The 26,304-nt window shown below is 45.8% G+C and carries 32 protein-coding genes; 13 read left to right on the plus strand and 19 right to left on the minus strand.

Annotated elements, in window-relative coordinates:
• Positions 1-2 precede the first annotated feature (2 nt).
• The 6 genes from ndk to erpA all read left to right on the plus strand — a co-directional run bounded on the left by ndk (position 3) and on the right by erpA (position 4,027).
• On the plus strand, positions 3-425 hold the full coding sequence (ndk, locus tag ACYQZ0_RS03305) for a nucleoside-diphosphate kinase (protein WP_459775223.1): 423 nt from the start codon (positions 3-5) through the stop codon (positions 423-425).
• Positions 422-1,555 (plus strand): pyridoxal-phosphate-dependent aminotransferase family protein, encoded by a 1,134-nt coding sequence (locus tag ACYQZ0_RS03310; protein WP_459775146.1) that lies wholly within the window; start codon positions 422-424, stop codon positions 1,553-1,555. The genes ndk and ACYQZ0_RS03310 overlap by 4 nt, the downstream gene beginning before the upstream one ends.
• 65 nt (positions 1,556-1,620) lie before the next feature.
• Positions 1,621-2,304, plus strand: a complete 684-nt coding sequence (locus tag ACYQZ0_RS03315) for a ChaN family lipoprotein (protein WP_459775224.1) — start codon at positions 1,621-1,623, stop codon at positions 2,302-2,304.
• A complete protein-coding gene (locus ACYQZ0_RS03320) occupies positions 2,305-2,649 on the plus strand; it encodes a 6-pyruvoyl trahydropterin synthase family protein (protein WP_459775148.1) in 345 nt (114 codons plus the stop codon).
• Positions 2,649-3,626 carry a 4-hydroxythreonine-4-phosphate dehydrogenase PdxA gene (gene pdxA / locus ACYQZ0_RS03325; protein ID WP_459775150.1) on the plus strand — a complete coding sequence of 326 codons (978 nt, stop codon included), beginning with the start codon at positions 2,649-2,651 and terminating at the stop codon, positions 3,624-3,626. The genes ACYQZ0_RS03320 and pdxA overlap by 1 nt, the downstream gene beginning before the upstream one ends.
• A gap of 50 nt (positions 3,627-3,676) precedes the next feature.
• Complete coding sequence (gene erpA / locus ACYQZ0_RS03330) at positions 3,677-4,027, plus strand: iron-sulfur cluster insertion protein ErpA (protein WP_459775152.1); 351 nt, start codon at positions 3,677-3,679, stop codon at positions 4,025-4,027.
• Between the two features lie 28 nt (positions 4,028-4,055).
• Here the strand turns inward: erpA and ACYQZ0_RS03335 are convergent, their stop codons facing one another.
• From ACYQZ0_RS03335 to trpD, 6 genes are read right to left on the minus strand one after another with little or no spacing between them, the layout of a single operon-like run.
• The gene (locus ACYQZ0_RS03335) at positions 4,056-4,988 is read right to left on the minus strand and encodes an MJ1477/TM1410 family putative glycoside hydrolase (protein ID WP_459775153.1); all 933 of its coding nucleotides are present in this window, start codon (positions 4,986-4,988) and stop codon (positions 4,056-4,058) included.
• Positions 4,985-6,226, minus strand: coding sequence for a UDP-N-acetylmuramoyl-L-alanine--D-glutamate ligase (murD, locus tag ACYQZ0_RS03340; protein ID WP_459775155.1), 1,242 nt, complete (start codon positions 6,224-6,226; stop codon positions 4,985-4,987). Before murD ends, ACYQZ0_RS03335 begins: the two co-directional genes overlap by 4 nt.
• Positions 6,223-7,380: a cation diffusion facilitator family transporter gene (locus ACYQZ0_RS03345; RefSeq protein WP_459775157.1), complete on the minus strand. Its 1,158-nt coding sequence runs from the start codon at positions 7,378-7,380 to the stop codon at positions 6,223-6,225. The genes murD and ACYQZ0_RS03345 overlap by 4 nt, the downstream gene beginning before the upstream one ends.
• Positions 7,377-8,552, minus strand: a complete 1,176-nt coding sequence (locus ACYQZ0_RS03350; protein ID WP_459775159.1) for a class I SAM-dependent rRNA methyltransferase — start codon at positions 8,550-8,552, stop codon at positions 7,377-7,379. Before ACYQZ0_RS03350 ends, ACYQZ0_RS03345 begins: the two co-directional genes overlap by 4 nt.
• A 15-nt stretch (positions 8,553-8,567) precedes the next feature.
• Complete coding sequence (locus tag ACYQZ0_RS03355) at positions 8,568-9,767, minus strand: coiled-coil domain-containing protein (protein ID WP_459775160.1); 1,200 nt, start codon at positions 9,765-9,767, stop codon at positions 8,568-8,570.
• On the minus strand, positions 9,764-10,786 hold the full coding sequence (gene trpD, locus ACYQZ0_RS03360; protein ID WP_459775162.1) for an anthranilate phosphoribosyltransferase: 1,023 nt from the start codon (positions 10,784-10,786) through the stop codon (positions 9,764-9,766). The genes ACYQZ0_RS03355 and trpD overlap by 4 nt, the downstream gene beginning before the upstream one ends.
• Before the next feature lie 31 nt (positions 10,787-10,817).
• Between trpD and ACYQZ0_RS03365 the strand changes: the two genes are divergently transcribed.
• Genes ACYQZ0_RS03365 through ACYQZ0_RS03375 form a run of 3 tightly spaced genes read left to right on the plus strand, consistent with a single transcriptional unit; the run spans position 10,818 to position 14,172 of the window.
• Positions 10,818-12,380, plus strand: coding sequence for an MlaD family protein (locus ACYQZ0_RS03365; protein ID WP_459775163.1), 1,563 nt, complete (start codon positions 10,818-10,820; stop codon positions 12,378-12,380).
• A gap of 32 nt (positions 12,381-12,412) precedes the next feature.
• Positions 12,413-13,495: an aminopeptidase gene (locus ACYQZ0_RS03370; RefSeq protein ID WP_459775165.1), complete on the plus strand. Its 1,083-nt coding sequence runs from the start codon at positions 12,413-12,415 to the stop codon at positions 13,493-13,495.
• Complete coding sequence (locus tag ACYQZ0_RS03375; RefSeq protein ID WP_459775166.1) at positions 13,450-14,172, plus strand: Crp/Fnr family transcriptional regulator; 723 nt, start codon at positions 13,450-13,452, stop codon at positions 14,170-14,172. Before ACYQZ0_RS03370 ends, ACYQZ0_RS03375 begins: the two co-directional genes overlap by 46 nt.
• Here the strand turns inward: ACYQZ0_RS03375 and ACYQZ0_RS03380 are convergent.
• Positions 14,169-15,341, minus strand: a complete 1,173-nt coding sequence (locus tag ACYQZ0_RS03380) for a type III PLP-dependent enzyme (protein ID WP_459775168.1) — start codon at positions 15,339-15,341, stop codon at positions 14,169-14,171. The genes ACYQZ0_RS03375 and ACYQZ0_RS03380 overlap by 4 nt on opposite strands.
• A gap of 50 nt (positions 15,342-15,391) precedes the next feature.
• Between ACYQZ0_RS03380 and ACYQZ0_RS03385 the strand changes: the two genes are divergently transcribed.
• Both ACYQZ0_RS03385 and ACYQZ0_RS03390 read left to right on the plus strand, forming a co-directional pair.
• Positions 15,392-15,889 (plus strand): ADP-ribose-binding protein, encoded by a 498-nt coding sequence (locus ACYQZ0_RS03385; protein WP_459775169.1) that lies wholly within the window; start codon positions 15,392-15,394, stop codon positions 15,887-15,889.
• Positions 15,862-16,362, plus strand: a complete 501-nt coding sequence (locus ACYQZ0_RS03390; protein WP_459775170.1) for an efflux RND transporter periplasmic adaptor subunit — start codon at positions 15,862-15,864, stop codon at positions 16,360-16,362. The genes ACYQZ0_RS03385 and ACYQZ0_RS03390 overlap by 28 nt, the downstream gene beginning before the upstream one ends.
• Here ACYQZ0_RS03390 and dapB read toward each other — a convergent pair.
• From dapB to ACYQZ0_RS03430, 8 genes are read right to left on the minus strand one after another with little or no spacing between them, the layout of a single operon-like run.
• Positions 16,351-17,145 carry a 4-hydroxy-tetrahydrodipicolinate reductase gene (dapB, locus tag ACYQZ0_RS03395; protein WP_459775171.1) on the minus strand — a complete coding sequence of 265 codons (795 nt, stop codon included), beginning with the start codon at positions 17,143-17,145 and terminating at the stop codon, positions 16,351-16,353. The genes ACYQZ0_RS03390 and dapB overlap by 12 nt on opposite strands.
• Entirely contained in the window at positions 17,145-17,402 is a 258-nt protein-coding gene (locus ACYQZ0_RS03400) for a hypothetical protein (protein WP_459775173.1), read from the minus strand. Before ACYQZ0_RS03400 ends, dapB begins: the two co-directional genes overlap by 1 nt.
• Positions 17,403-17,428: 26 nt before the next feature.
• Positions 17,429-18,082 (minus strand): fructose-6-phosphate aldolase, encoded by a 654-nt coding sequence (fsa, locus tag ACYQZ0_RS03405; RefSeq protein ID WP_459775175.1) that lies wholly within the window; start codon positions 18,080-18,082, stop codon positions 17,429-17,431.
• A gap of 14 nt (positions 18,083-18,096) precedes the next feature.
• Positions 18,097-19,341, minus strand: coding sequence for a diaminopimelate decarboxylase (gene lysA / locus ACYQZ0_RS03410; protein WP_459775225.1), 1,245 nt, complete (start codon positions 19,339-19,341; stop codon positions 18,097-18,099).
• 18 nt (positions 19,342-19,359) lie between these two features.
• Positions 19,360-19,887 carry a DUF4416 family protein gene (locus ACYQZ0_RS03415; RefSeq protein ID WP_459775177.1) on the minus strand — a complete coding sequence of 176 codons (528 nt, stop codon included), beginning with the start codon at positions 19,885-19,887 and terminating at the stop codon, positions 19,360-19,362.
• On the minus strand, positions 19,878-20,756 hold the full coding sequence (locus ACYQZ0_RS03420) for an aspartate carbamoyltransferase catalytic subunit (RefSeq protein ID WP_459775179.1): 879 nt from the start codon (positions 20,754-20,756) through the stop codon (positions 19,878-19,880). The genes ACYQZ0_RS03415 and ACYQZ0_RS03420 overlap by 10 nt, the downstream gene beginning before the upstream one ends.
• Positions 20,753-21,868: a glutamine-hydrolyzing carbamoyl-phosphate synthase small subunit gene (gene carA, locus ACYQZ0_RS03425; protein ID WP_459775180.1), complete on the minus strand. Its 1,116-nt coding sequence runs from the start codon at positions 21,866-21,868 to the stop codon at positions 20,753-20,755. Before carA ends, ACYQZ0_RS03420 begins: the two co-directional genes overlap by 4 nt.
• Before the next feature lie 37 nt (positions 21,869-21,905).
• On the minus strand, positions 21,906-22,100 hold the full coding sequence (locus tag ACYQZ0_RS03430) for a CDGSH iron-sulfur domain-containing protein (RefSeq protein ID WP_459775181.1): 195 nt from the start codon (positions 22,098-22,100) through the stop codon (positions 21,906-21,908).
• Positions 22,101-22,169: 69 nt separating this feature from the next.
• On the opposite strand from ACYQZ0_RS03430, the gene ACYQZ0_RS03435 reads away from it, so the two are divergent.
• A complete protein-coding gene (locus tag ACYQZ0_RS03435) occupies positions 22,170-22,532 on the plus strand; it encodes a winged helix-turn-helix transcriptional regulator (RefSeq protein ID WP_459775183.1) in 363 nt (120 codons plus the stop codon).
• 2 nt (positions 22,533-22,534) lie between these two features.
• On the opposite strand, the gene fliG is transcribed toward ACYQZ0_RS03435, so the two are convergent.
• Genes fliG through ACYQZ0_RS03450 form a run of 3 tightly spaced genes read right to left on the minus strand, consistent with a single transcriptional unit; the run spans position 22,535 to position 24,717 of the window.
• Positions 22,535-23,521, minus strand: a complete 987-nt coding sequence (gene fliG, locus ACYQZ0_RS03440; RefSeq protein ID WP_459775185.1) for a flagellar motor switch protein FliG — start codon at positions 23,519-23,521, stop codon at positions 22,535-22,537.
• 1 nt (position 23,522) lies between these two features.
• Entirely contained in the window at positions 23,523-24,215 is a 693-nt protein-coding gene (locus tag ACYQZ0_RS03445) for a succinate dehydrogenase/fumarate reductase iron-sulfur subunit (RefSeq protein ID WP_459775187.1), read from the minus strand.
• A 7-nt stretch (positions 24,216-24,222) separates the two neighbouring features.
• Positions 24,223-24,717 (minus strand): hypothetical protein, encoded by a 495-nt coding sequence (locus ACYQZ0_RS03450; RefSeq protein WP_459775188.1) that lies wholly within the window; start codon positions 24,715-24,717, stop codon positions 24,223-24,225.
• A 431-nt stretch (positions 24,718-25,148) separates the two neighbouring features.
• On the opposite strand from ACYQZ0_RS03450, the gene ACYQZ0_RS03455 reads away from it, so the two are divergent.
• Positions 25,149-25,808 (plus strand): peroxiredoxin, encoded by a 660-nt coding sequence (locus ACYQZ0_RS03455; protein ID WP_459775190.1) that lies wholly within the window; start codon positions 25,149-25,151, stop codon positions 25,806-25,808.
• Positions 25,809-25,819: 11 nt separating this feature from the next.
• Here ACYQZ0_RS03455 and ACYQZ0_RS03460 read toward each other — a convergent pair whose 3' ends face one another.
• Positions 25,820-26,296, minus strand: a complete 477-nt coding sequence (locus ACYQZ0_RS03460) for a c-type cytochrome (RefSeq protein WP_459775192.1) — start codon at positions 26,294-26,296, stop codon at positions 25,820-25,822.
• Between the last annotated feature and the right edge of the window lie 8 nt (positions 26,297-26,304).

Below are 26,304 nucleotides of genomic sequence, written 5' to 3' on the forward strand. Positions count from 1 at the left end.
CTATTGAGAGAACCCTGATAATAGTAAAGCCCGACGCTATGGAAAAGGGAGCGGTAGGGAAGATACTTGACAGGTTCATACAGGAAGGTTTTAAGATAAGGGCTTTAAAGATGTTCAAGTTCACCCCCGAAAAGGCAGGGGAGTTTTACTACGTTCACAGGGAAAGGCCCTTCTTTCAGGAGCTTGTTGAGTTCATGTCCTCGGGACCTGTGGTCGCCGCAGTTCTTGAGGGTGAAGATGCTATAAAGAGGGTAAGGGAGATAATAGGACCCACGGACAGCGAAGAGGCAAGAAAAGTAGCTCCAAACTCTATAAGGGCTCAGTTCGGAACAGATAAGGGAAAGAACGCGATACATGCATCGGACTCCCCCGAAAGTGCAAAATACGAGATTAGCTTTATATTCTCGGGTCTTGAGATAGTATGAAGTTTTACAACTTCAAAGGGGAAAGGGTTTTCACACCCGGCCCCGTTGAGATTCCAGACAGAATAAGGGAAGTTTTAGGAAGGCAGATTATACACCACAGAACTAAAGAGTTTACAGATGCCTTCCTTGAGACAAGAGAGCTCTTTAAAAAGATTCTGAACAACAGCTCTGATAACTTCGTTTTCTTTGCATCCTCGGGAACAGGCTCTATGGAGGCTTCGGTCCAGAACTTCTTTAGCCCCGGTGATAAGGTGGTTGCGGTAGTAGGGGGAAAGTTCGGGGAGAGGTGGGCGGAGCTCGGAAAGAAGTGGGGTCTTGAGGTAATAGAGCTCCGGGTTGAGTGGGGAAAAAGTGTAGACCCCGAGAGGGTTGAGGAGATAGTAAAAAAAGAGAATATAAAGGGTGTTCTCGTCCAGATGTCCGAAAGCTCAACGGGAGCTTACCACGACGTTAAGGCATTGGGAGAGATAACGAAGGAGAGGGATACCCTTCTCGTGGTTGACGCCATAACAGCCCTCGGTGTTTATAACTTCAACCCCGATGAGTGGGGAATTGACGTAGTTGTGGGAGGCTCCCAGAAGGCCTTTATGCTACCCCCCGGTCTTTCAATGCTTTGGTTTTCCGAAAAAGCGAAAGAAAGACTGAACGATAGGGCTTACTACTTCTCGGTAAAGAGCGAGCTAAAGAAACAGGTTGAAGGGCAGACCGCTTTCACCCCCGCTATAAGTCTAATACTCGGTCTCAGGGAATCCTTAAAAATCCTGAACGAAGTAGGTATGGAGAACGTTGAGAAGAAGTATGAGAGGATGGCAAGGGGAACGAGGGAAGCGTTAAAAGAACTCGGGTGTAAAATCTTTCCCGAAAACCCCGTAATATCCCTCACAGCTGTTCTTCCCCCGCAGGGCATAGATGCGGACAGGCTCAGGAAAGTTATGCTTGAGATGGGCGTTAGGGTTGCGGGCGGACAGGGAAAGCTGAAAGGGAAAATCTTCCGTATATCCCATATGGGAATGGACCTTCTTGATATGGTTCATGTCCTTTCCGCGGTTGAACTTGCCCTCAAGGAGCTCGGCTCAAAGGTAGAACTCGGTAAGGGGGTTGGAACTTACTTAGAGGTTATATCCTCTTAATTCTTTTCGGGCTGGTTTTTCCATCGGAATGGAAGTTCTTTAAAGAAATAAATTTTGATAAACTCCTGAATGAGCTTCTCAAATACAGAGTAATATACATAGGTGAGGTTCACAACAACAGGGAAATTCACGAAATCCAGTTAAAGATAATAAGGGAGTTTTACAAAAGGGAGAAAAAACTGGTAATAGCCATGGAGATGTTCCAGCAACCCTTCCAGGAATACCTGGACGCATACACGGAAGGAGAGATAAGCGAAAGGGAAATGCTTGAAAAGACCGAGTATAAAAAGAGGTGGGGATTTGATGAGGAGCTATACAGGGATATATGGAGATTTGCCAATAAATACGGAATAAAATTAATAGCCCTTAACATACCCTCGGAACTCTTGAAGGAGATAAGAGAGAAGGGGCTTGAGAACGTAAGGAGCGTTTACCTTCCACCAAAAATAGTTTATCCGCCGGAGGAGTATAAAAACTTCCTCCTTGAGAATATGAAAAGACACTCAAAAAAATTTAACGAGAAAAGATTTATAGATATCCAGACAGCGTGGGACAACGGCATGGCTTATAAAATTCTTAAGCTTCTCGTTCTTTATCCGGAGCACAGGATTATCGTTACAGTGGGAAAGGGACACCTGTATAAAGGTTATGGCATCCCATACGTTCTTAAAAAACTCTTTGGAGTTAAACAGGCGGTTATGTATCCCCTTGAGGATGAAAGGTTCTTCCTTTTGCTTAAAATAAACTAAATGCCTTGGATTGTTAGGGTAAAGAGGAAGTTTAATGCGGCACACTATCTTACGGACTACCACGGAAAACCCGAACCTCTTCACGGACACACGTGGACCGTTGAGGTTTTCCTGAAGGCGGATAGCCTTGATAAGGGGGGAATGGGAATAGACTTCGTTGAGATAGACAACTATCTCAAGGAGATTCTCCCCGATTACAAGCTCTTGAACGAGGTCTTTGAGTTCTCTCCCAGTGCGGAAAACGTTGCGAAATGGCTTTACGATAAGGTAAAGGAGAGGTATCCCTCGGTTATTAAGGTTGTTGTATGGGAAACGGAAAACTGCGGAGCGGAGTATTACGAGTGATGAAGATAGGCATAACCCTCGGGGACCCCGCAGGCGTCGGACCCGAGCTTATACTCAAGCTATCAAGACACTTTAAAAAGGATTTCGCTTACGTGATATACGGGGAGGAAAAGACATTAATTGAGGCCCAAAAGCTTACGGGAATAAAGCTCTCATACAAGAAGGTTGAAAGCGTAAAAGAAATAAACGAAAGCGGTGTTTATCTCGTTGACCTAAACCTTTTGAAGTTTCCCGTTCCCGAGCCTTCCGTCGTATCGGGAAGGGTTGCGGTTGCATACCTTGCAAGGGCAACCGCGGACACTGTAAGCGGAAGCATAAGGGGAATTTTAACGATGCCTATAAACAAGTTCTGGGCAAAAAGGGCGGGCTTTGACTTCCCGGGACAGACCGAGTATTTAGCCCGTGCGAGCAACACAAAAGAGTTTGCCATGATGATGTACTCGGAAGAAATAAAGGTCGTTCTTTTGACCACACATATGCCCCTCAAGGATGTTCACAGGTTCGTGAAAAAGGAAAGCATAAAGGAAAAGGTTTACCTCATAAACAGGGAGTATAAAAAACTCTTCAAGAGAGAGCCCTTCGTGAAGGTTCTGGGCCTTAACCCCCACGCGGGAGAAGAAGGGGAGTTCGGAAGGGAAGAGATAGAGGAAATAAAGCCGGCGGTTGAGGAGCTGAAAGAGGAAGGCCTGAGGGTTGAAGGCCCCCTCGTCCCCGATACCGCCTTTATAAACAGGGGAAAGGATGACGTCTTTCTCGCCATGTATCACGACCAGGGACTTATACCTTTTAAGCTTCTTGCTTTCCACAAAGGTGTCAACCTTACGCTCGGGCTTCCCTTTGTGAGAACCTCTCCCGACCACGGAACTGCTTACGATATAGCTTGGAAGAATAACGCGGATGTGGGGGCTTCCCTTGAGGCTTTAAGGGTTATAGAGAAAGTCCTTTCTTATGAAGAAGGTCATAATAACCTCGGTTAAAATAGATATCTTAATACTCAGATTAAACTAATTTGGAGGAGGTAAGAGCTATGCAAGAGCAAGCACAACAGTTTGTTTTTAAGGTTACGGACAAGGCTGTAGAAGAGATTAAGAAGGTTGCTAAGGAGAACAACATTGAGAACCCCATTCTCAGGATTAGGGTTGTTCCCGGAGGGTGTTCTGGATTCCAGTACGCTATGGGATTTGACGACACAATAGAGGAAGGAGACCACGTTTTTGAATACGACGGCGTTAAGGTTGTGATAGACCCCTTCTCAATGCCTTACGTGAACAACGCTGAGCTTGACTACGTCGTTGACTTCATGGGCGGAGGATTCACGATAAGAAACCCCAACGCTACCGGAAGCTGTGGATGCGGAAGCTCATTCTCCTGCGGTTAAGCCGCTTTTCTCCTTTTCTTTACTCTTCTTAGGGCTGTATTCCTTCTATTACGTTTATCTCATCAAGCTCCCTGTCGTAAATTGCTATATACGGGATAAAGTTGTGTAATTTCGCTTTTTCTAAGTATTCATCTATTCTTTCCTTATTTTTTCCTCTGTATCCTGTTCCATCATCTATATACTCAACGCTCAAAACTATTTTACCCTTATCAACAAGCCTCTTGAGGTAGGGTATTCTTTTCTTTTTTATGTATTCTTGTTCTTCCTCGTTCCAGGATGTTAACCCGTTAAAAAATACGTCTTCACTTCCCCAGCCTGAAACCTCATTTTCAAGACTTCCATCGTCATACTTGAGTATTCTCTCCCCGTTCTGAGGTATAACAATAAAATCCTTTCCCGCTTTCCTTCTCGCATAATTTATTATTTCCAAAATGAACCTTATCATTCTCCTTGCGGTTTCTTCCTCGGTAATGTTTTTATCTTTGGAAGCCCAATACTCAAACTCGTCAACCTTATCAAGGTAAATTCCTGAAAAACCCTGCTGTATTACCTTATCAACGTATCTATAGATAATATTTTTCCACTCATCATACCAGTATTTAACCGCATAATTTCCTTCCCACTCGGGATTTTCCTCGCTGAGCCATTCTGGGGGATTGTTTTCCCATTCTTCCTTCCAGTAAAACCTGTAATCTTCAGCTTCTCCTATGCTTATGTAAGCCAGGGGTATTATTCCATTTTTCTTTATAAGGTTAAGCTCTTCTTTCGTTAACTCCCCTTCAGGAGTTCCGTCCCTTGAGTAATCAATAACCGCTATCTTAAATCCGGAGTTTGCAACTTCATAGGGATTTATATTCTGAAGTTGATAAAGCCACTTAATTTTTTCTTTATTTTCCCCGTTATTTCCACTCCCTCCACCGCACGAGATTAAAAACAGAATGAAGAAAATAATTACCCTCATAATTTCATTTTAAATACAATCTCTTTAAATCTTTCCCCTCTTTCTTCATAGTTTCTGAACATATCAAAGGAAGAGCAGGCGGGCGAAAATAGTATAGTATCCCCTTTCTTTGAGAGTTTGAAAGCTTTGCTTACCGCTTCCTCAAGATTGTCCGCGGTTATAACTTCTGTAAAATCTTTCCAGGCTTCTTTTATCTTAAATCTCGCTTCCCCTATCGCTATAACGAACTTCGTTTTTTTTCCAACAACCTCCGAGACTTCGTAGAAATCCGTTCCCTTGTCTTTCCCTCCCGCTATGAGAATGACCGATTTATCAGGAAAGGTTAAGAGCGCTGCCTTTAGTGAGTGGGGAGTGGTTGATTTTGAATCGTTGTAAATATCAACGCCTTTTAATCTTCCCACATACTCAAGCCTGTGGGGAAGTCCTTGAAAGCTGTATAAAACATCTTCAAACTCTTCGGGCTTTAGGCCCATATTCAGGGCTATAAGCGAGGCGGTTGCTGTGTTATATATGTTGTGAGTTCCCCTTATCTTTAAAAAGGTGGGATTAAAGAGCTTTAACTCTCCGAAATAAACACCATCCTTTTCAAGTTTAAGGGAAGAGTAGTAAATTTTTTTCGCCCGTGAAGAGGTTTCCCTTATTTCCCTTATAAAATCGTTCAGGATTAATATGTCTTCTTCCTTCTGGTTTTTAAAAATGTTGTATTTGCTGAGGAGGTAGTCCCTCTCATCGGGATGCCAGTCAAGGTGGTCAACTGAGAAGCTTATAAAGGCTCCCACGTTTGGCCTGAAGGTTTTTAAGGTTTTCCCTTGAAAGGAGGAGACCTCAAGAACCGCAATCCCCTCTTCGCTTTCAAGTATTATCTCCGAGAATGGCTTTCCTATGTTTCCCCCCTCGTAAACCTTATCAAATTTTTTCTTAAGTATTAGGTAGGTTAACCTCGTCGTAGTTGATTTCCCGTCGGTTCCCGTTATTGCTATCACCTTTCCCTTAAAAAACCTGTATGCGAGCTCAAGCTCCCCTATAACCTCCTTTTCTCTCTTTATAGCTTCCCTCCAGAGGGGGTGTCTTGGGGGAATGCCCGGGGAGAGAACAATAGTATCAACCTCGTTTAAAACTTCCCTCCAGAGGTTAGGGTTTTCTTTGTCGTCTCCCGCGTAAACCTTATAACCTTTCTTTTTTAAAAGTTTTACACAGGCCTTTCCGCTCCTTCCCAGTCCCCATACGAGGTAGCTCATTTCACGCTTTCCTTTATCTGGGAAACCTCTGCAAGGGCTTCGTAGGGGTTTTCCTTTTCAGTTTCCCAGACAAATACCTTATTCCTGTGGAGAATCCATTTCGCTTTATTGCTTTTCGGGTGATAACCGCTTATCACGAGGTCAACCCCTTTCCTTGTGAGCTCCTTTGCTATGCATTCCTCGCTCATTCCCTTTGTTTCTATTACCTCCGGCTCTCCTTCCTTTTCCTTGAAAAGTATTATCTTCTCCGTTTTCTCAAAGGAAGGTGCAACCTTTCCGTCCGTTGTGAGAACCGCAACTCTCGTTCCCTTTCTCTCACAGCAGGGCTCATAATGTATAAAGACCATATCAACGTTTGGTATTTCTTCCGTTATCTTTCTCTCTATCTCATCCGCTATCATATGGCTCTTATAAAAGTCGTCTGTGTTTATCGTTATCACCGCATCTATGAAGAGCCTTCCCCCCGCACTCCTCACGAGAAGCCTCTTTATCTCGCTCACCTCCGGGAAGGAGAGGATTATCCTTTTAATCTTCTCAACGGTTTCCTTATCCGCGGATATATCAAGTATCTCCCCGACCTGTTCCTTGAGGAGTTCTAAAGCGGTATAAACGATAACAAGGGATATTGCTATCGCTACATACCTTTCAATGTTTACACCGAGGTAGTAGGAAACGAGGCTCGTGAGAACTAAGAGTGAGGCAAAAGCGTCCGTGAGTGTGTGGTAAGAGTCCGCCACGAGTGTGGGGGAGTTAAGTTTCTTTCCCGCTCTTCTCTCAAAGTAGGAGAGTGTTATTGATGCGACCATAGATACGACGGTAACCCCTATACCGAAGGGCAGGTTTTCCTTGTTTATGCTTATCTCCCCCTTCAGTGCCCTGTGAGCTATCTCCCAAGCGGTAAAGAGAAGAAAGAAAGATATGACTATCGCACCTATATTCTCAAGCTTATAGAGTCCGTAGGGAAACCGCTCGTTCTTCACCTCGGAAAACTTTATGGATAGGAAGGCTATGAGTGAGGCGGTAGCGTCTGAGAGGGAGTGTATGGCATCACCTATTAGGGAGAGGGAGCCCGTCAGGAGTCCCCCTATGAGCTTTATGAGGGACTGAAATATGTTAAGCCCCAGCGATACGAGAGCCCAGTGTTCCTTTCTCATATCACCTCAACCCAGACTCCTTTTAAGTATAACGTGTTGGGCATCTGGAGTATCCAGGGATGGTCTAGGTCCTGGAAGGTTTTAGCTATAACCCTCACCTGTCTCCTCACGTCGTAAGAGGCCTGAAGGAGAACGTCAAGGAGATGTTGCTCGGTTATGTGGAAGGAACAGGAAAATATGGCGAGATAACCTCCGCTCTTTGCGAGTTTTAGTCCCCTCACGCATAGCTCCTTATAACCCCTTAACGCGTTTGGGACCGCGGCCTTGTTCTTTGCAAAGGAAGGGGGGTCTATGATTATCACGTCAAACTTCTCCCCCTTCTTGCTCATCTCCCTGAGGAAATCAAAGGCGTTAGCCTTCACCCATTTTATTCCCGTAAGTCCATTAAGTTCCGCGTTCTTCTGGGCCTCTTTCAGCGCGAGCTCGGAGATATCAACACCTATGACCTCGCCTGCTCCCGCCCTTTTCATATTCAGGGCAAACCCTCCCGTGTGACAGAACACGTCAAGGCATCTGTCCCCGGGCTCCACGAGACTCCTTACGAACTTCCTCGCGTTTCTCTGGTCAAGGAAGAAGCCCGTTTTTTGACCTTGGGGTATGTTTATGTAATACTTGAGGTCGTGCTCCCAGATAATTACCTCCTCGGGAACCTCGCCGTATATTGTCCCCTCCTCAACCTCAAGACCTTCAACCCTCTTTGCTATCTCGTTCACCTTTTCGTAAATACCCTTCGGCTTTAAAAGCTCAACGAGGGTTTCTATAATCGTTTCCCTGAACTGGTTCATACCGTAGGTTGTGAATTCAACCGCGAGGTAGTTTCCGTAAACGTCAACGATTAGACCGGGGAGTAGGTCTCCCTCCGAGTGAACGAGTCTGTAGGCGTTGCTGTTTATGTAAAGCCTCTTTCTGTATTCGTAAGCCTCCTTAATTCTCTTTCTGATAAGCTCCTCGCTTATGGGTTCATCCTTGTTGAAGGACAGTATCCTTATTGCTATATTTACCTCTGGGTTTATATACCCGTATCCGAGAAACTTACCGCTAACATCCCTTACAACTACGAGCTCTCCCTTCTTCGGTTTTCTTGAGAAGGAAGCTATTTCCCCCTTGTAAACCCAAGGGAAGAACCCTCTAATCCTGTCCTCTACACCGGGTTTTACTCTTACTTGAAGCATAGGAAATATATTAGTTTAAGCCCTTTCCCTTATCTTTGCTATAAACCTTGCCTTGTCCTTATCCTCTTCAGAATCAAGTATCCCGAGGAGTTTCCACTCCTTTCCGTTTCTCGTAAGGTAAGCCCTTCCCCCCGAAAACTTGAGCTTATACACGCTTCCGTCCGTTGAAAGAGTTTCAAGCTTCACACCGCTCTCAAGTTTTCCGAGCTCCTTCAGGAGAATTCTTTTTCTTTCAAGGTCAAGATTTATAAACTCTCTCACCGCTTCGTCTGTAAGTGAGATATTCGGAAATAGTAAATTGAGAAACTCCCTGTAAATCTCCTCCTTTTTCTTTGCCTCCCTTTCAAGGCTTTCCCTCTCAAGCTCAAGCTTTTCAAGATTTTTCTTCATCTCCTCAAGCTTCTTCTCGTTCTCCTTCAGCTTCTGCCTGAGCTCCTTGTTTTCCTTATCGTAAAGGTCAAGCAAGCTCTGGAGCTCAAGAACCTCTTTAACGAGCTTTTTCCTTTCCTTTCTTAACTCCTTTACCTCTTTGCTTCCCCTCTTCTTTTCCTCTTCCTTCCCGAGCAGTTCAAGGAGCTGGAAAAGTTTCCTGTTTGCATCAAGGAGCTTTATCTCCTTTTCCCTTTGTTTCTCAAGCTCTTTCTCAAGCCCTTCAAGCCTTTCCCTTAAGCTCCTTACCTCTTCTTCCTTCCTCTCTATCTCCTTTAGGCTCTGTTTTAGCCTCTTTGCCTCCTCAAGGTCTTTTTCCTTCTGCTCAAGCTGGAGCTTAAGGAAAGAAATCTCCTTCCTGTAGGCGTCTATCTTTTCCTCAATCTCTTTTCTCTTCTTCTCATTCTCCTCAAGCTCCGCAAGGAGCTTTCTTCTTTCCTCTTCAATCTCCTTCTTTTCCCTTTCGTAGGGACTTTCAAAGAGCGTGACGAGCATGAGGGTGAATATCACGGGAACGGTATTTGAAATAAAGACATTCACATCTCCCTCAAGTATGCTCAGGAGTATTATCTGAAAGAAAAATAAATAACCGAGGACCGTTACGAGCTTTCTCCTCTCCCCGAAAAGCCATCCGACGTAAAGGGTGATGTTAAAGGAAAGGACTATTATTCTGTGAACAGGGTTCTCGGGAAATAGGGGAATTGCGGAAAGGTCATTTGCGGTAAAGGTGTAAAGGATATAGTTGTAGGATACGATAAGAAAGAGGAGTAAAAGGGTGTTCCTCATACCTTGTGGCTTAGCTCTACAAACCTCCTCATAACCTCAAGGGCTCTCCCGCTGTCTATTGACTCTTTTGCCATCTCGTAAGCCTCTCTGATATCTTTCGTCCTTTCCGCAACGAGAATGCCGAAAACCGCATTTATGAGAACCATATCCCTCGGGGCTCCCTTTTCACCTTCCAATACTGAAACTGCAACTTTAACGCTTTCCTCGGGAGAGCTCACCTTAACCTCTTCGGGATTTCTCCTTTTGAGTCCGAGCTCCTCGGGTGAGAAGGTAAAGGTTTTTACTCCATCTTTTGAAACTTCCGCAATGAACGTTTCGGAAGATACGCTTACCTCATCAAGTCCATCTTTTCCGTGAACTACATAGGCCTTTATGCTTCTAAGGGAGCGGAGTGCTTCCGCTATTTTCGGAACGTATTCCTCCGAAAACACACCTACAACCTGCCTCCTTACTCCTGCGGGATTTGTTAAGGGACCTATAAGGTTGAATATTGAGCGAACACCTACCTCCCTTCTTGGGCCTATTACCTCCTTCATGGCGGGGTGGTATAGGGGTGCAAACATAAAGCCGAATCCCACTTCCTCTATTAGTCTTGCTACCTTATCGGGGGGGAGGTCTATCCTGGCACCGAGGGCTTCAAGGAAGTCCGCACTTCCGCTTTTTGATGAAACGGAGCGGTTTCCGTGCTTAGCGACCTTTATCCCGGCACCGGCCAGAACGAAGCCGACAACCGTGGAAACGTTAAAGGTTCTGCTCTTGTCCCCTCCCGTTCCCGCGGTATCAACGACCTCCTCCAGGTTCTTTAGGGGGACCTTCACGACCTTTTCCCTGAAGAGCTTTACCGCTCCCGATATCTCTTCCGGGGTTTCCCCCTTCATCTTCGTTCCCATAACGAGAGCACCAATCTGGGCGGGGGTTGCCCTCTTTTCAACGATTTCCTTCATAAGCTCATACATCTCCCCGGATGAGAGGTTCTCAAACTCCCCTATCTTCCTTAGATACTCCCTTACCTTTTCCATTTTATAAAGAATTTAATTATTCTATTACTAAATGAAGACTGAGGTTAAACTTGGCATCTTTGTAGTCGGTGTTGCGTTAGCGTTTGCTTTCCTAATACTTACCTTCGGTGAGATACCAGTATTTAAGGAAGAGACAAAGGAATACGTTGTTTACTTTACCGACGTTGCGGGACTTTCAAAGGGGGCGGAGGTGAGGGTTGCGGGAGTGAGAGCGGGAAAGGTAAAGGATGTGTATTTGGAAGGGGGAAAGGTAAAGGTAGTATTTGAGGTGAGGAAGGATATAAAGCTTTACAGGGATGCCTCCGCATCAATAGGAACGCTGGGGCTCATGGGGGATAAATACCTTTCTCTAAAGCCGGGAACTCCTGAGGCGGGAGAGCTGAAAGAAGGGGAAAGGATAAGAAAGGTTGAGGTTGTGAGCGATACCGACAGACTTATATCGGAACTTTCAAAAACCGCGGAAGAGTTCAGAAAGGTTGCAAAAAACTTAAACTTAATACTTGCGGAAAACAGGAGAAACCTGAGGGAAACCATTCAGAACTTAAACAGCCTCATAGCTCAGTTAAACGAGCTAACAAGACAGAACAGGGAAAACATAAACGTAGCACTCAAAAACCTTCAGGAGCTTACCTCCCAGCTGAACAAGGCCCTTCCCGTGCTTATAGCAAGCCTTAATAAGCTCTCTGAAGATGCGGACCGCATACTCATGGAAAACAGGGAAGACATAAGAGAGATAGCCTACAACCTTTCCATTACACTGGAGAAGATTAAGGACGATGTTCCCGTTTTGGTGGAAAATCTTAAGGAGTTATCCGTAACGCTGAACTCTCTCGTCAAGACGAATAAGGTGAATATACACAGAACGCTCGTATCTCTGAGAAAGACTTCTGAAAACCTGAGTTCTGCTTCAAGAAGGCTTGATAACATACTCGCAAGCCTCGAGGAAGGAAGGGGAACCCTCGGAAAACTCCTCAAAGATGAAGAGCTTTACCAAAATGTGAGCAAAGGAGTTAAGGCCCTCGGTAAGGCGGGCGAGGTTGTGGAAAGAACGCACCTCTACGTAGGCCTCAGGGGAGAGCTTTACAGGGAAGGGGACTCAAAGGGAGTATTAACGGTTAAGCTCGTTCCCGACGATAAAAAGTATTACCTCCTTGAGGTTGTGGGAGATTCCAGGGGAAGGGTTTACAGGGAGGAGTATGTAGAGGGGGGTGAGGTTATAAAGAAGGAGTTCAAGCCAGAGTTTACAATTCAGTATGCGAGGAACTTCAAGCTTTTTGGAAGAACTCTAACACTCAGGGGAGGTATGAAGGAGAGCACGGGGGGTATAGGATTTGATTACTACATAAAAAGGCGGAATTACCTGTTTGCGGATGTATGGGACTTCGGAAGAAAGGACAGGCCGCAGGATGAGGACCTAAAACCCAACCTTCAGCTCGGTATTCACTGGTATCTTGGAAGGCATTTTTACGTGAGGTTAGGTGGCGATGACATCCTTAACGATAAGCTTAGGGGATTTTTCGGGGGAGCGGGATTTATGTTCGTGGACGACGACCTGAAATACATACTCGGCGGGGCTAACGTTCCCTTTCCTTAACCTGATTTAGAGTTATTATTTTTATATTAGAAATGTTTGATAAGCAAATAGAGAACCTTCTTAGGGTTAATCTCGGACTGAAAGAAGGAGAAAAACTTCTCGTATTTTCCGACGATTACAGGAAAGAACTGGTAGAGCTTACGGAGGATATAGAGCGAGTTGCAAGAAGTATAACCGATAAGGTAAAGAGAGTTATCTTCCCCTCAACGAAAAGGCACGGAGCGGAACCTCCAAAATTTTTATGGGAGGAGACCTTTGGAAAGAGGGCAGTTGAGATACTTGAGGAAGAGGGATTGCTTGAAAAGGTTCTGAATAAGGAACCCTATGATATAAACAGAGTTGTTAAGATTTTGAAGGATTACGGAGAAGGTGTTCCAGACGTTGTTATAGCCCTTTCTCACTTCTCAACCACTCACACAACATACAGGAAGATACTTACCGAACACTTTGGGACGAGATACGCGTCTATGCCACTCTTTGAGCCCGAGATGTTCCTCGGTCCCATGGACGTTGACTGGGACTACGTAAGTAAGTTGAGCAGGGACCTTGCGGAGGTTTTAACCGAGGGTGAATACGTTGAAGTTAAAAGCCCTTACGGGGTAAACCTTGAGTTTTCCATAGAGGGAAGGAAGGGCATTCCCGACACGGGTATTCTAACGGAAAGGGGAGCTTACGGAAATCTCCCAGCCGGAGAAGCCTTTATAGCACCCATTGAAGAAAGCGCCTACGGAAAGCTCGTAATCCTTTACGCACCCACAAGAAGGCTTAAGCATCCCATTACATTAACCTTTAAGGACGGGGCTGTTGAGTCCATAGATGGATTTGAGGATTACAGGTACGAGCTTGAGAAGGTCTTTGACGAGGAGCCCAACGCAAGGTTCATAGCGGAGTTTGGTGTAGGGACTAATCCGAAGGCCAAAAGGCCTGATAACCTCCTTGAGGCTGAGAAGATAATGGGAACTGTTCATGTGGCTATTGGTGATAATCACACCTTCGGAGGTAAGAATAAAGTTCCCTTTCACACAGATTACGTTGTTTTTGAACCTACTGTCGTTGTAGGAGGAAGAGGATGGCGCAAGGAACTTTTAGTGAAGGGAAAGCTCCAGAGGATATAAAGATAGATTTAATAAAGAAGATTCCTCTCTTTGAGGACCTCTCACCAGAAGAGCTTAAAGAAGTAGCTAAGTATATACAGGTAAGGAAGTATGGAAAGAACGAGTACATCTTCTTTGAAGAGGAGGCGGAACCGGGCATATACATACTGGTTGAGGGACTCGTAAAGCTCATAAAGGAAACTACCGACGGAAGGAATATAATCGTAAGGCTCGTCTTTCCGGGAGAGGTCTTCGGGTGGATTGAGTGGGGAAAGAGTGTCCCTAAATTCAAGTACACCGCGATGTCCGTTCTGCCCTCAACCCTTCTCTACATATCAAACAAGGACTTTATTAACCTCGCGATAAAGTATCCAGCAATAGGTATAAAGCTCACCTGCGAGGCTACCCACAACCTCCTACACACCTATGAGGTTCTAAAAAGCATAGCTTCCGGTAAGGTTGAGGAAAGAATTGCGAGATTACTGCTTGAGCTTGCGGAAAAGGCGGGAGAGAAGAAAGACGGAAAGATTATAATAAGGCTCCCCTTAACCCGTCAGGACATAGCGGAGATGACGGGAACGACTGTTGAGACGACGATAAGGGTTATGAGCAAGTGGAAGAAGCAGGGGATAATAAACACCGAAAGGGGATACATAGAAATCCTCAATAAGGATGCCCTTGAGAGTCTTGTGGTTTAGAAGGGGATAACCTCCGGTTTCGGGAAGCCGTTGAACTCGGAAGCGTAAACGGTTGTGTAGGCTCCCGCTGACAGGATGTAAAGGTAGTCCCCAACTTCGGGCTCGGGAAGGTAAACGTTCTTAGCAACTACGTCCATACTATCACAGGAAACGCCCCCTATCACCCACTCCTTTAGCTCTCCCTCCCTCTCAATGTAAAAGGGGTATCTTATCCCGCCGAGGGCCTCCGCAAGTCCGTTAAAGACTCCCGTATCTATGTAAAGCCATTTCTCCCTTCCCCTGTCTGCCTTCCCTATAACCCTCGCTATCATAATTCCCTGGTCTCCCACTATTCCCCTTCCCGGCTCAATCTGAAGCTCGTAGGGCTGAACGGGGAAGTATTTCCTCATAAGACCCTTTACGTAATAGGCTATGTCTTCAACGCTCAGGGATTCGTAGTTATACCTAACGGGTATGCCTCCTCCCATATTGAGCATCTGAAGCTTCAGCCCCTTCTTCCTCGCCATCTCCCATAGACTCGCGGAAAGCTTAACCGCAATAAACCAGTTCCTTAGGTTGTTGCACTGGGAACCCACGTGAAAGGTTATCCCGTAGGGAATAAGGCCTGAGTTGTTTGCATACTCAAGTATCTCAAGGGCAGTGTTTACGTCAACCCCGAACTTCCTTGAGAGGGGCCAATCGCTTCCCTCGTTCGGAACAGCTATCCTCACGTAAACCTTTGAACGGGGAGCTATCCGCTTTATCTTATCAACCTCGGTAAAGCTATCAACCGCAAAGGTTCTCACCCCCACGGAGTAAGCGTAATCTATAAACTCGGGGGGTTTTACTGGGTTGCTTGATATTATTCTCTCAACCTTACCACCAAGCCGAAGAACCTTCTCAAGCTCCCTTATTGAGGCAACTTCAAAGCCCGCACCCACCTGGGCAAGGGCACGAATTACGCTCTCGTCGTCGTTCGCCTTAACCGCGTAATAAACGTTAAACTCAGAGAAGTTATACTTAACCTTTAGATACTTGTTTTTTACTCCCTCTATATCCATTAAGAGAACGGGAGTTTTTTCTGGCCTCAGGAGTTCTTCTATTCTTTCTCTTCTTTTATCTACGAACTCCTCAAAATACTTCTTTGCCTGGAGAAACTGAATCTCGCCGTAGTTTATCGTTCCCGTCATTCTGAAAAATATACTTCTTCTGACCGCTTAAACATTAAGATAAATGTATTATGGACATAAAGGTTTTAAAGGGAAGTATCCTTGAAGTTGACGCGGACGTTATAGTGAATCCCGCAAACAGTAAGGGCATTATGGGGGGTGGTGTTGCGGGTGTTATAAAGAGGGAAGGTGGGGAAGAAATAGAGAAGGAAGCTATGGAGAGGGCTCCCATTCCCGTAGGTTCCGCGGTTCTCACCACCGCTGGAAGGTTGAAGTTCAAGGGGGTTATACACGCTCCAACGATGGAAGAGCCTGCTATGCCTTCCTCAGAGGAAAAGGTAAGGAAAGCGACGAGGGCAGCCCTTGAGCTTGCGGATAAAGAGGGCTTCAAGGTTATAGCATTCCCGGGGATGGGAACGGGGGTCGGCGGAGTTCCGAAGGATGTAGCGGCAAGGGCTATGGTTGAGGAGATTAGAAACTTTAACGCGAAAAATCTTGAGAAGGTTATCCTCGTTGATATTGACGAGGAGATGGTGAGGGCATGGGAAGAGGTCTTGGGCTTGCGCTGATTTTATTCATCCTTCCCCTTTTCTCCTTTTCGGGGGAGATTGTCCTTCACGCAATAGTCAAGGGAAGGGTTGAGAAAGTTTTCGTAAAGGAAGGAAAGAGGGTAAAAAAGGGGGAGGTTCTTTTGAGGATATCCCCGGAGCTTTACGAGGCGAGAATTAAAGAGCTTGAGGCAAAACTAAAGGGGCTTGAGGTTGAAAGGTGGAAAAAGGAGAGGGATTACAAAAGGTATAAGGAGATGTTTGAGAGGGACCTTCTTGCCGAGAGCATACTTGAGGACAAGGAAGCGGAACTAAAGGTTGTTGAGTATAAAATTCAGGAGATAAAAGCACAGATAGAGAGGTTAAAGATTCTGAAGAATTACACGGAAATAAGGAGCCCCGTAAAAGGAAAGGTGAAGAGAATATTTGTGAGGGAAGGGGTTTACGTAAACGGGGAGCTAATCCCCCAAAAAGTAGTTATTTTAGAGCCCTAAAACGTCAAACATAGTGTAAAATCCCGGCTCTCTTCCCTTTATCCACTTCGCCGCCTCTATAGCACCCTTTGCGAAGGTATCCCTTGAGGAAGCCCTGTGGGTGAGCTCAAGCCTCTCACCGAATCCGAGGAAGAAAACGGTATGGTCTCCTACGACGTCCCCACCCCTCAGGGCCATAACCCCTATCTCGTCCTCGCTCCTCGGGGCGTGTCCCTCCCTTCCGTGGACTATTTTCTTCTTCCCGAGGGTTTCGGCAAGTATCTGGGCGAGCTTTACAGCAGTTCCGCTGGGTGCGTCCTTCTTAAACCTGTGGTGTATCTCCATAACCTCCGCATCAACGTTCTTGTCTTTTAATACCTTTGCCGCAATCTCAACGAGCTTGAAAAGGAGGTTCACACCGAGGCTCATGTTTGGTGAAAGGAGAACGGGTGCTTCCTTTGAGAGTTCCTTTATCTCCTTAATCTCCTCTTCCGTAAAACCAGTAGTTCCTATAACTATCGCCTTCTTCTCAAGGGCGGTGAGCTTTGCGTGTCCTACAGCGGCGGTCGGATTTCCCGAAAACTCAATCACAACGTCCCCGTAGGGAAGAAGCTCCTCAAGCCTGCTCGTTAAGGGTTTTCCTTTTAACTCTTCCTTTCCGAGGGCTTCCCCGAGGTCAAGGGAGGGAATGCAGTCCGGGTGCTCAACTCCTCCCACAACCTCAACTTCCTTATCCTGGAGAGATAACTCAATAATCCTCCTTCCCATTCTCCCGAGAGCACCGCAGACTATAACCCTTACCATTAACCCCCTTCCTCCTCTCCGAATATAAGGTTTTCAAGCTCGTTAACAGCTTCGGAAGCCTGCTCGGGAGGAACGACGGAGGGATAAATGGCAACTCTCACACCTTCCTTAAACAGAAAGCGGGCTATGAGGTCCTGGAGCTTCTCAAGCTCCTCGGGGGTGAGGTCCGTTCTTATGCTTTCCTCTACGCTCGGCTTGTCGGTAACGAAGAAACCGACGAGGGCAAAGGGAACAGCAACGTATTTCTTTTCTTCCATAATAACCTCCTGTTTATATGATAGCCTCAGAAGGGTTTTTCGGGAACTTTTTCCCAGTCCTTGAGGAATCTTTCAAGACCTATGTCCGTAAGGGGATGTTTAAAGAGCTGCTCCATTACCTTAAAGGGCATTGTGCATATGTCCGCACCAATTAGTGCCGCTTCAAGAACGTGCATTGGATGTCTTACGCTTGCGACTATTATCTCCGTATCAAACTCGTAGTTTGAGAATATGGTTTTAACCTCCTCAATGAGCTTCATTCCATCACCACTTATATCGTCTATCCTTCCCACGAAGGGGGATACGTAGGAAGCTCCCGCCTTTGCAGCGAGAAGTGCCTGAGTCGGTGAGAAAACGAGGGTTACGTTTGTTGGTATTCCTTCGCTCTCAAGGGTCTGGACAGCCTTTAGACCTTCGGGTGTGAGGGGTATCTTTACGACAACGTTCTCCCCGAGTTCCGCAAGCATTCTCCCTTCCCTTATCATTCCCTCCGCGTCCAAGGAAACGGTCTCAAGGCTTACGGGTCCCTCAACGAGTTCAAGTATTTCCTTCACGACCTCTTTAAAGGGTCTTCCCGTTTTTGATATGAGAGTGGGATTGGTTGTGACGCCGTCAAGAATGCCCCACTCCATAGCCTTTTTAATCTCCTCAACGTTTGCGGTGTCTAAGAAAAACTTCATTTTTCCTACCTCCTTTAGCTAATTATTATGTAGTCGTAGTCCTCCCTTCTCCTGATTAGGCTCACTTTACCGTTATCAACGAGAACCTCCGCAGCCCTCGGTCTTACGTTGTAGTGGGAAGACATCGCAAAGCCGTAAGCTCCCGCGGAAAAAACAACGAGGTAATCTCCCCTTTCGGACCTCTGAATCTCCCTGTCAAGGGCAAGGAAGTCCCCCGTTTCGCATATGGGTCCTACGATGTCCGCCTTCACGCTTCCCCTATCTTTAAGAACCGCGGGAACGATATGGTGGTAAGCGTTGTAAATCGCAGGTCTTATTAGGTCATTCATTCCCGCGTCAACTATTATGAAGTGCTTGTTCCCCTTATCCTTCGTAAACTGAACCTGGGTTATGAGAAATCCCCCGTTCCCCGTTATGGACCTTCCGGGCTCAAGGACGAGTTTTGCCTCAACACTTGAGATGTAGGGTTCTATAAGCTCCCTCAAATCCTTAGGTGTCGGCTCTTTATCCTCTGGCCTGTACTTTATACCAAGTCCCCCACCGATATCCAGATACCTTATGTTAAATCCCCTTTTCGTTAGCTCCTCATAGAGGTTTACAACCTTCTCAACCGCTTCCCTGTAGGGGGATATGTCAAGTATCTGAGAGCCTATGTGGGAGTGTATGCCCACAATTTCTATGTTTTTAAACTTTGAAGCGTATTCGTAAACCTCGGGTGCCTCTCTTATGTCTATGCCGAACTTGCTTTTTTGCATTCCCGTTGCTATGTAGGGGTGGGTTTTGGGATCAACGTCGGGGTTCACTCTTACCGATATCCTCACCTTTTTCCCGAGCCTTTGGCCAATATCGTTTAATACCTCTATCTCCTGTTTGCTCTCAACGTTAAACATGAGTATGTCCGCCTTCACCGCTTCCGTTAACTCCTTTTCCGTCTTCCCTACGCCCGCGTAAACTATCTTATCGGGGGATATTCCCGCCTTCAGGGCTACGTAAAGCTCCCCTCCGGAGACTATGTCCGCTCCCGCTCCGAGCTTTCCGAGAAGCTCCGCTATACGGGGGTTGAAGTTTGCCTTTATGGCGTAGCATATGAGGGCATCGGGAAAGGCTTCCCTGTATGCGTTAAATCGGTCCCTTATGTAGCTTGCGCTGTAAACGTAAAGGGGGGTTCCGAACTCCTTCGCAAGTTCCTTAAAGGAAACTCCTTCTATGTGAAGCTCTCCATCTTTATACTCAAGGTAGGGGTTATACTCCTTTATCAGCTCCATAAAAAAGAGATTTTACAAAATGTTTTTAAGCTTCCGCTCCTTTAAAAACTTCTTCTTAACCTTTTTAAAGAACTCCCTTACAGGAGTGTGTCTGTAATCGGGATAGGTCCAGTACAGGGGTCTGAACTCGTCGTAAACGAAGAGAAGTTCTATCTCCGCATAAACTCCCTCTCTCAGGTAAACACGGGCTCCTCTCCTTTTGCGGGAAGCAAGGATTAACTGGCTCTCGTCAATGTATCCGGGGTCCAGGTTCACGGTCCTTTTCCCGCTCAGGGAAAGTTTCTTCTCTATCTCCATAGCCTTCTTTTTTACCTCGGGGAGTTCTCCCTTGTCCCTTAATCCCTCAACCGAGAGGTAAACCTTTATAAGAGGCCTTCCCATCTCCCTTGAGTAGTATCTCTCAAGGAAGGGAAAACGGAACTCCTCCGAAATGAGGTCAACCTTCCCGAAAAGCTTTTCTATTTCCCGAAGGGCTTTTTCGTAGCTCTCCCTGTAGTTTTCGTTGAAGAGAACCGCAAAAACGTATTTCGCTAGGTCCATAAGAATTTGTATATGGCTTTCCTCACGGGAATGCCGTTCTCAACCTGTTTCTGTATAAGAGATTTTTCCGTGTAAAGCAGGTCGTAGGATATATCAACGTTTCTGTTCACGGGGCCCGGGTGCATGTAGAGCTTAACCTTCTCATACCTCTCGGGTGTGAGCCCGAACCTCTTGAAGTAAGAGCTTTCTGAAGGTATGTAGTTTTCCTTTTGTCTCTCTTTTTGGAGTCTTAGCCATATGACGACGTCCGCCCACTCAATACCTTCGTCAACGGAGCTGAAAACCTTCTCAATTCCGAAAACCTTAATATCCCTCGGAATTAGCGTTGAGGGTCCGCAGACGCTCACCTTTGCCCCGAACATCTTAAAAAGGGGTGCTCCCGAACGGAATACTCTGCTGTGCTTTATATCCCCTACGTACAGAATGTTCAGGCCCTTAATGTCTCCGAAATGTTCCGTTAACGTAAAGAGGTCTATAAGTCCCTGGGATGGGTGTTGATGGGTTCCGTCCCCCGCGTTTATCAACCTTAGGTTTAAGCTGTCTGCTATCTCCGTGTAGGGAAACAGGACGAAGGGAACGCGGAAAACGACGTAGTCAAATCCGAGCCCCTCAAAGGTCTTCAACGTGTCGTAAAAGCTCTCTCCCTTCACCGTTGAGCTTTCTGAGGAGCTAACGAGATAAGTCTCCATTCCCAGTTCCCTTGCGGATTTCTCAAAGGATAAACGGGTTCTCGTTGAGGGTTCCGCAAAGAATAAAACAACCGAAGCACTTATCTTTTCTCCTTTTCCCTCTTTAAAGCCCTTTGCGAGCCTTAATATTTCTTCAATCTCTTCCCTTTTTAGGTCAGAGACGCTTATTAAACTCCTCATCTTTGTGCCATCTCAACGAACTCTTTAAACAGGTAATAAGAGTCGTGGGGTCCCGGTGCGTCTTCGGGGTGATACTGAACCGCAAATATGGGAAGGTGTTTGTGTCTTATCCCCTCAACGGTGTTGTCAAGGAGGTTTATGTGAGTTACTTCAACGTCTTCGGGGAGGCTTTCGGGGTCAACCGCGAAGTTGTGGTTCTGCGCGGTAATCTCTATTTTTCCCGTTCTCAAATCCTTTACGGGGTGGTTTCCTCCGTGGTGTCCGAACTTTAGCTTGTAGGTCTTCCCGCCGAGGGCAAGCCCTATAATCTGGCAACCGAGACATATCCCCATTATTGGTTTTTTCTCCATATACTCCCTCACGAGCCTTATCCCCTCAACAACTCTCTCGGGGTCTCCCGGACCGTTTGAGAGGAATATGGCATCTGGATTTAACTTCTCAATTGTTTCCCTCGTATTGTAAGGGGGAATTACGACAACCTTCGCCCCTTCGGTGTAAAGCCTCCGCAGAATGTTAAACTTTACTCCGAAATCAACAACCGCTATGAGGGGCTTATCGTTATTCCTCTTTAGGAAGCCTTTAAGAAGGTCAAGGTCCCCCTGTTCCCAGTAATATATCTCTTTTGTAGCTACCTCTTCAACGAGGTTTAGCTCCGATATATCGGGAACTCTCTTTGCCCTCTCAACGAGCTTTCTGGGGTCCTTCTCAATCGTTGAGATGACACCTCTCATGCTTCCCTTTTCCCTTATCTTTTTCACGAGTGCCCGCGTGTCTATGCCGTATATCCCTACAACGCCGTTCTCCTTCAGGTATTCGTCCAGGCTTTTTTTAGCCCTCCAGTTTGAGTATCTGAAAAAGGTCTCCTTTACAACGAAGCCGTTTACCTGAACCTTTTTGCTCTCTACGTCCTCGTCGTTCACGCCGTAATTGCCTATCTGGGTATAGGTCATAACAACTATCTGTCCCTTGTAGGAGGGGTCTGTGAGTATTTCCTGGTATCCAGTCATGGATGTGTTGAAGATGAGCTCCCCTTCCGTTTCCCCTTCCGCTCCGAAGGAGTATCCGATGAAGTAGGAGCCGTCCTCCAGGGCAAGAATGGCTGTTTTATCCATATCGTGAATATTTTACAAGGAAGAAAGAGAAAAAGGATTAGGGACCTATCTCAACTCTTCCGTTTTCGTCGTATACGTATAGCTTGCCTTCCTCTTCGTCTTTCGTCTTTTTGTGGGAGCCGTCGCAGAAGGGGAATTTTTTTGAAAGTCCGCACTGGCATATGTAATAAACCTCCTCCCCGACTTCAAGTTTATAAGGCTTCTTTTCGGAAAACTTAACGAGCCTTGCCATGGCTTCACCTCCTTAACCGGTTTCTTCTACGGTAGGGCTTTATTGTCATATTGTCAAGAACTGACTTGAATGATATATACTATCCTTATGGAAACTAAAGAAGGGAGGATTACCTTTCAGGGTAAGGAGTATCACTGCCCTGTTGAGTTCTTCATTGATGTTTTGAGCGGAAAGTGGAAGCTTCTAATCATACGTGAGCTTATGGAAGGAACAAAGAGATTCTCGGAACTCCACAAGGCTATTCCCGGTATAACGCAAAAGATGTTAACGAAGCAGTTGAGGGAACTTGAGAGAGCGGGGATAATTAAGAGGAAGGTTTATCCACAAGTCCCTCCTAAGGTTGAATACAGCCTAACGGATACGGGAAAGGAGTTGAAAAGGGTTTTTGATGCAATCCAGGAGTGGGGTGTTAAATATTTAAAATGTGAATAAAATCACTCTCCTATTTCTATCTTTCCTTCATCTATCATCTTTCTGATGATATTAACGATTTGTTTCTGAGCCTTCTCAACTTCTGACTTCTTGACAGGTCCGAGGGCCTCCATATCCTCAAGGAAGAGCTTCGCAGCCCTCTTTGACATATTTGAGAGGAACTTCTGTTTTATATCCTCGGGAGCTTCTTTAAGGGCTATCATCAGCGTGTTCTTATCCACAACCTTTAGGATTTCTATGATGTCCCTGTCGGATAGCTTCCTTATGTCCTCAAAGGTAAACATTCTTTCCCTTATTTTTTCTTCAAGTATAGGGTCCTCCTGACCTATCGTCTGGAGAATGGCTTCCCTTGTTTCCTTGTCAAGGGTGTTCAGAAGCTCCGCTGCAATGCCCACACCTTCAAGCTTCATGGACTCTTTAACGCCGAGGGAGTGGAGCTCCTCAAGGATTATCTGAGCGAGCTCCTTTACATACTGGAGGTTCACATTCTCAAGGGTCGCTATCCTCTTTACCACCTCCTTTCTTAATTCTTCTGGAAGGTTCTGGAGGATTTCCGCGGACTTTTTCGGGCTAAGCTGTGAGAGGAAGAGGGCAATCGTCTGGGGGTGCTCGTTCCTTATGAGTCCCGCAAGAATTCTGCTGTCCACCTTTTCTATTTCCTTTAAAATCTTCTCAACGTCTCCGAGCTCAAGGATGCCCTTAAACCTTTCGGTTAAGGAAGGTGGGAGGACCTTCTTCAGGGATTCTATGAACTCCTCGGGCTCTTTTATCTTCTTTCCCGTCTTCTTTACTTCCTGGAGGAGTTCTTCCGCTATCTCCTCAAGCTCTTCCTCGGATACCGAGTCCACCTCCTTTGCGAGTTCAAAGAGTCTCTGGAGCTCTTCTTCCGAAAGCTCCTTTATTATGTTCATACTCACCTCTTCGGGTAGGGAAAGGAGAAGAAGGGTAGCCTTATGAGCCTTGGAGAGAGCTCTTTTCTCATCTGCCATTTTAAAATCCTAAAAATCCGAAGTCCTGCTCCTTCCTACTTATTAAACCATACCTTACCATATTATTTTCCAGGATAGTTATTAAGAACTCGGGCGTGCAGTCCTTGGGACAGGAGAAGGTGCAGTTCTTACAATGGGTACAGCTCTGAATGTTCAGGGGAACGAGGTCCTTAAGTTTCTCTTTATTAGCGTTCCGCTTATCAAATACAACGCCGTAGGCCTTTGTAAAGGTTGAGGGAAGCCCGAAGTTTTTATCTTCCTGGATTGCGGGGCATACGTAATTACATATTCCGCAGAGTATGCAGTCCCAGCTTTTTTCTGTATTTTTAAGTTCGTCAGGCTTCAAGGGAATGTTCGTAGGAAGGGGGTCAAACCAGACTTTACCTTTTTTCAACTTTTCGTAAATAAATTCGTGGTCAACGACGAGGTCCTTAATGGGAGTCGCTATATCAACGGGTTCTATCGTTATATCGTCGTAAACTCTCGTGTTGCAGGCAAGTTTGTGTTCCCCGTTTACCTTAACCGCACAGGTTCCGCATATTCCCGCCCTGCACATAGCCCTGTAGGAAAGGGTCGGGTCAATTTCCTCCTTTATCCTCTGGAGTATCTCAAGAACGGTTCTTCCCTCACCGTCAACCTCATACTCACTCCAGACGAAGTTTCCATCCTTGAACCTCTTTACCTTAACCTTCATCTTATGATTAATGATATTCCCTTCCGAGGATTAAATCCCTGAGGGGATGGTTTTTAAACCTCTCAAGTGCTTGCTCCATCCTGTTGAAGGTTATCTCGTTTGAAAATAGGTCTATCCTGACGTTCCTACCGAGCGCGTAGGGTGGCGGTTTTTCGGTAAAAGCAACTACAAGGTAATACTTTGTTTTCTCAACAACCGTTCCCTGAACTTCCTTTCCCGTTGGCTTCCCCTTGCTAACGAGAACGATATCTCCGACGGAAATCTCGGTCTTTGGTAGCCCTTCAGGTCTTGAGTATCTGACGAGGTAAACGCCCCCTATTCCCCTTCCTACGGGCTTTGCCCTCATATTCAGTATTGCCCTTCCCCTCCTTTCCCTTTCCTTACCGCTCAGCCTCTTTATCTCGTTTATATGTAGCTCCCTGTTTGCCTCCCTCTCAAGCTCTATAAGTCTCAGGAAATACTCCCTATACTCCTCGTAAGAAGAAAATCTTGTTTTTTTCATTTAAGGTTATAATATACCAAGAAGGGCTAAAGAGCTCCTTATGGCTTCTTGGCAACGGAATAGGGAGCGTGCATCGGGATATAAAGATGTATTGATGTTTTGATGATACGTTTATTTTTGCTTTGAGTAATGCGGAGAAAATGAGGCTGAATTTTTGAGCCTTTTCCCGCACTCCGAATTTCCGAAAATTATGTGGAGTTTCTTGAGTTCGGAAATTTCATAAGTTATTTACAGAACTTTATAATCTCTACGGAGGAGTGCGGGGTTTCTAATTAACCGTGTGGAGTTGAAAGCCACTCTCACTTCTTGATTTCAGAGCTATTACGTATTAGCTTTACACGGTTTCAAGTCAAAAGCTTAAGTCACATATTGATAAATTTATTTTATAAGCATATTTTTATATCTGAAAAACTTCGGTGGAGGGAAGAAAGATGGAAGAGACAAGGATTCCTTTAATAGGTGAGGAGTTTCCTCAGCTTCAGGTTAAAACAACGCATGGCGTTAAGAAGCTTCCTGACGACTACAAGGGTAAGTGGTTTGTTTTATTCAGCCACCCTGCGGACTTTACCCCGGTATGCACAACTGAGTTCATAGCCTTCCAGAGAAAGAAGGAAGAATTTGATAAGCTCAACTGCGAGCTTATAGGTCTCTCGGTTGACCAGGTGTTCGCCCACATCAAGTGGGTTGAGTGGATTAAGGAAAAAACGGGTGTTGAGATTACCTTCCCGATAATTGCGGATGACATGGGAGAAGTTGCGAAAAGACTGGGAATGATTCATCCCAAGAAAGGAACAAACACCGTAAGAGCTGTCTTCATCGTTGACGACAAGGGAATAATAAGGTTAATCCTTTACTACCCCCAAGAGATAGGAAGAAACATTGACGAGATAGTAAGAGCAGTTAAGGCTCTGCAAACCTCCGACAAATACGGAGTGGCAACGCCGGTAAATTGGCCGGAAAATCCCGACCTCAAGGACAAGGTAATCGTTCCGCCGGCAACAAGCGTTCAAGAAGCTCAAGAGAGACTCAAGAAAGCGGAAGCCGGCGAAATTGAGTGTTATGACTGGTGGTTCTGCTACAAATCTCTGTGAAAGGGGGAGGCTTACCTCCCCATCATTTTTCCTTTCATGTCTCCCATCATTTCCCTTTTCATACCTCTCCAGGTTTCCTTATACCTGTGATAAAGCCAGTAAGCTACCGCTTCCTTTTCTTCTTCGGTAAGGGTTTTCCCTATCGGAGGCATTACCCCAAAGAGCTTAAAGGCCATAGGCATACATACTCCTTTCTCCCTTGAGGGATTGGTTATGTAGTCCTTAACAAACTCTACAAACTCAAGTTCATTGGGGTAAAAGTGTTTAACTCTCGCGGAAACCTCGTTCATCGGAGGGGCACTTATGGGAGGTTTTCCCCCTCTCATTACCGTCATTCTAATCTTCCTTATTTCCTGTGGGGACATATACTCAACATGGCAGGCACTACAGCTCCTCTTGTAAACCTCGTATCCCTTCTTAAAAAGCTCGTCCTTTTCAGCTGCAAAAATTGTTAAAGGAAGAAGAGCGAAAAAGAAAACCTTTCTCATAATGGTTA

The sequence above is a fragment of the Aquifex pyrophilus genome (assembly GCF_054656935.1).

What these genes read in the sequence shown, in the direction of transcription:
- ACYQZ0_RS03350 (WP_459775159.1), bottom strand. Translation starts at nt 8,552, where the DNA reads ATGCTTCAAGTAAGAGTAAAACCCGGTGTAGAGGACAGGATTAGAGGG.
- ACYQZ0_RS03455 (WP_459775190.1), top strand. Translation starts at nt 25,149, where the DNA reads ATGGAAGAGACAAGGATTCCTTTAATAGGTGAGGAGTTTCCTCAGCTT.
- fliG (WP_459775185.1), bottom strand. Translation starts at nt 23,521, where the DNA reads ATGGCAGATGAGAAAAGAGCTCTCTCCAAGGCTCATAAGGCTACCCTT.
- murD (WP_459775155.1), bottom strand. Translation starts at nt 6,226, where the DNA reads ATGAGCTACCTCGTATGGGGACTGGGAAGGAGCGGAAAGGCCTGTGTA.
- ACYQZ0_RS03420 (WP_459775179.1), bottom strand. Translation starts at nt 20,756, where the DNA reads ATGAGGAGTTTAATAAGCGTCTCTGACCTAAAAAGGGAAGAGATTGAA.
- ACYQZ0_RS03310 (WP_459775146.1), top strand. Translation starts at nt 422, where the DNA reads ATGAAGTTTTACAACTTCAAAGGGGAAAGGGTTTTCACACCCGGCCCC.
- fsa (WP_459775175.1), bottom strand. Translation starts at nt 18,082, where the DNA reads ATGAAGTTTTTCTTAGACACCGCAAACGTTGAGGAGATTAAAAAGGCT.
- ACYQZ0_RS03445 (WP_459775187.1), bottom strand. Translation starts at nt 24,215, where the DNA reads ATGAAGGTTAAGGTAAAGAGGTTCAAGGATGGAAACTTCGTCTGGAGT.
- carA (WP_459775180.1), bottom strand. Translation starts at nt 21,868, where the DNA reads ATGGATAAAACAGCCATTCTTGCCCTGGAGGACGGCTCCTACTTCATC.
- ACYQZ0_RS03380 (WP_459775168.1), bottom strand. Translation starts at nt 15,341, where the DNA reads ATGACGGGAACGATAAACTACGGCGAGATTCAGTTTCTCCAGGCAAAG.
- ACYQZ0_RS03345 (WP_459775157.1), bottom strand. Translation starts at nt 7,380, where the DNA reads ATGAGAAAGGAACACTGGGCTCTCGTATCGCTGGGGCTTAACATATTT.
- ACYQZ0_RS03355 (WP_459775160.1), bottom strand. Translation starts at nt 9,767, where the DNA reads ATGAGGAACACCCTTTTACTCCTCTTTCTTATCGTATCCTACAACTAT.
- ACYQZ0_RS03390 (WP_459775170.1), top strand. Translation starts at nt 15,862, where the DNA reads ATGGGAAGAGGTCTTGGGCTTGCGCTGATTTTATTCATCCTTCCCCTT.
- ACYQZ0_RS03460 (WP_459775192.1), bottom strand. Translation starts at nt 26,296, where the DNA reads ATGAGAAAGGTTTTCTTTTTCGCTCTTCTTCCTTTAACAATTTTTGCA.
- ACYQZ0_RS03375 (WP_459775166.1), top strand. Translation starts at nt 13,450, where the DNA reads ATGGCGCAAGGAACTTTTAGTGAAGGGAAAGCTCCAGAGGATATAAAG.
- ACYQZ0_RS03370 (WP_459775165.1), top strand. Translation starts at nt 12,413, where the DNA reads ATGTTTGATAAGCAAATAGAGAACCTTCTTAGGGTTAATCTCGGACTG.
- ACYQZ0_RS03335 (WP_459775153.1), bottom strand. Translation starts at nt 4,988, where the DNA reads ATGAGGGTAATTATTTTCTTCATTCTGTTTTTAATCTCGTGCGGTGGA.
- ACYQZ0_RS03450 (WP_459775188.1), bottom strand. Translation starts at nt 24,717, where the DNA reads ATGAAAAAAACAAGATTTTCTTCTTACGAGGAGTATAGGGAGTATTTC.
- erpA (WP_459775152.1), top strand. Translation starts at nt 3,677, where the DNA reads ATGCAAGAGCAAGCACAACAGTTTGTTTTTAAGGTTACGGACAAGGCT.
- ACYQZ0_RS03320 (WP_459775148.1), top strand. Translation starts at nt 2,305, where the DNA reads ATGCCTTGGATTGTTAGGGTAAAGAGGAAGTTTAATGCGGCACACTAT.
- ACYQZ0_RS03435 (WP_459775183.1), top strand. Translation starts at nt 22,170, where the DNA reads ATGATATATACTATCCTTATGGAAACTAAAGAAGGGAGGATTACCTTT.
- ACYQZ0_RS03365 (WP_459775163.1), top strand. Translation starts at nt 10,818, where the DNA reads ATGAAGACTGAGGTTAAACTTGGCATCTTTGTAGTCGGTGTTGCGTTA.
- dapB (WP_459775171.1), bottom strand. Translation starts at nt 17,145, where the DNA reads ATGGTAAGGGTTATAGTCTGCGGTGCTCTCGGGAGAATGGGAAGGAGG.
- ACYQZ0_RS03415 (WP_459775177.1), bottom strand. Translation starts at nt 19,887, where the DNA reads ATGGACCTAGCGAAATACGTTTTTGCGGTTCTCTTCAACGAAAACTAC.
- ACYQZ0_RS03385 (WP_459775169.1), top strand. Translation starts at nt 15,392, where the DNA reads ATGGACATAAAGGTTTTAAAGGGAAGTATCCTTGAAGTTGACGCGGAC.
- pdxA (WP_459775150.1), top strand. Translation starts at nt 2,649, where the DNA reads ATGAAGATAGGCATAACCCTCGGGGACCCCGCAGGCGTCGGACCCGAG.
- ACYQZ0_RS03400 (WP_459775173.1), bottom strand. Translation starts at nt 17,402, where the DNA reads ATGGAAGAAAAGAAATACGTTGCTGTTCCCTTTGCCCTCGTCGGTTTC.
- trpD (WP_459775162.1), bottom strand. Translation starts at nt 10,786, where the DNA reads ATGGAAAAGGTAAGGGAGTATCTAAGGAAGATAGGGGAGTTTGAGAAC.
- ACYQZ0_RS03430 (WP_459775181.1), bottom strand. Translation starts at nt 22,100, where the DNA reads ATGGCAAGGCTCGTTAAGTTTTCCGAAAAGAAGCCTTATAAACTTGAA.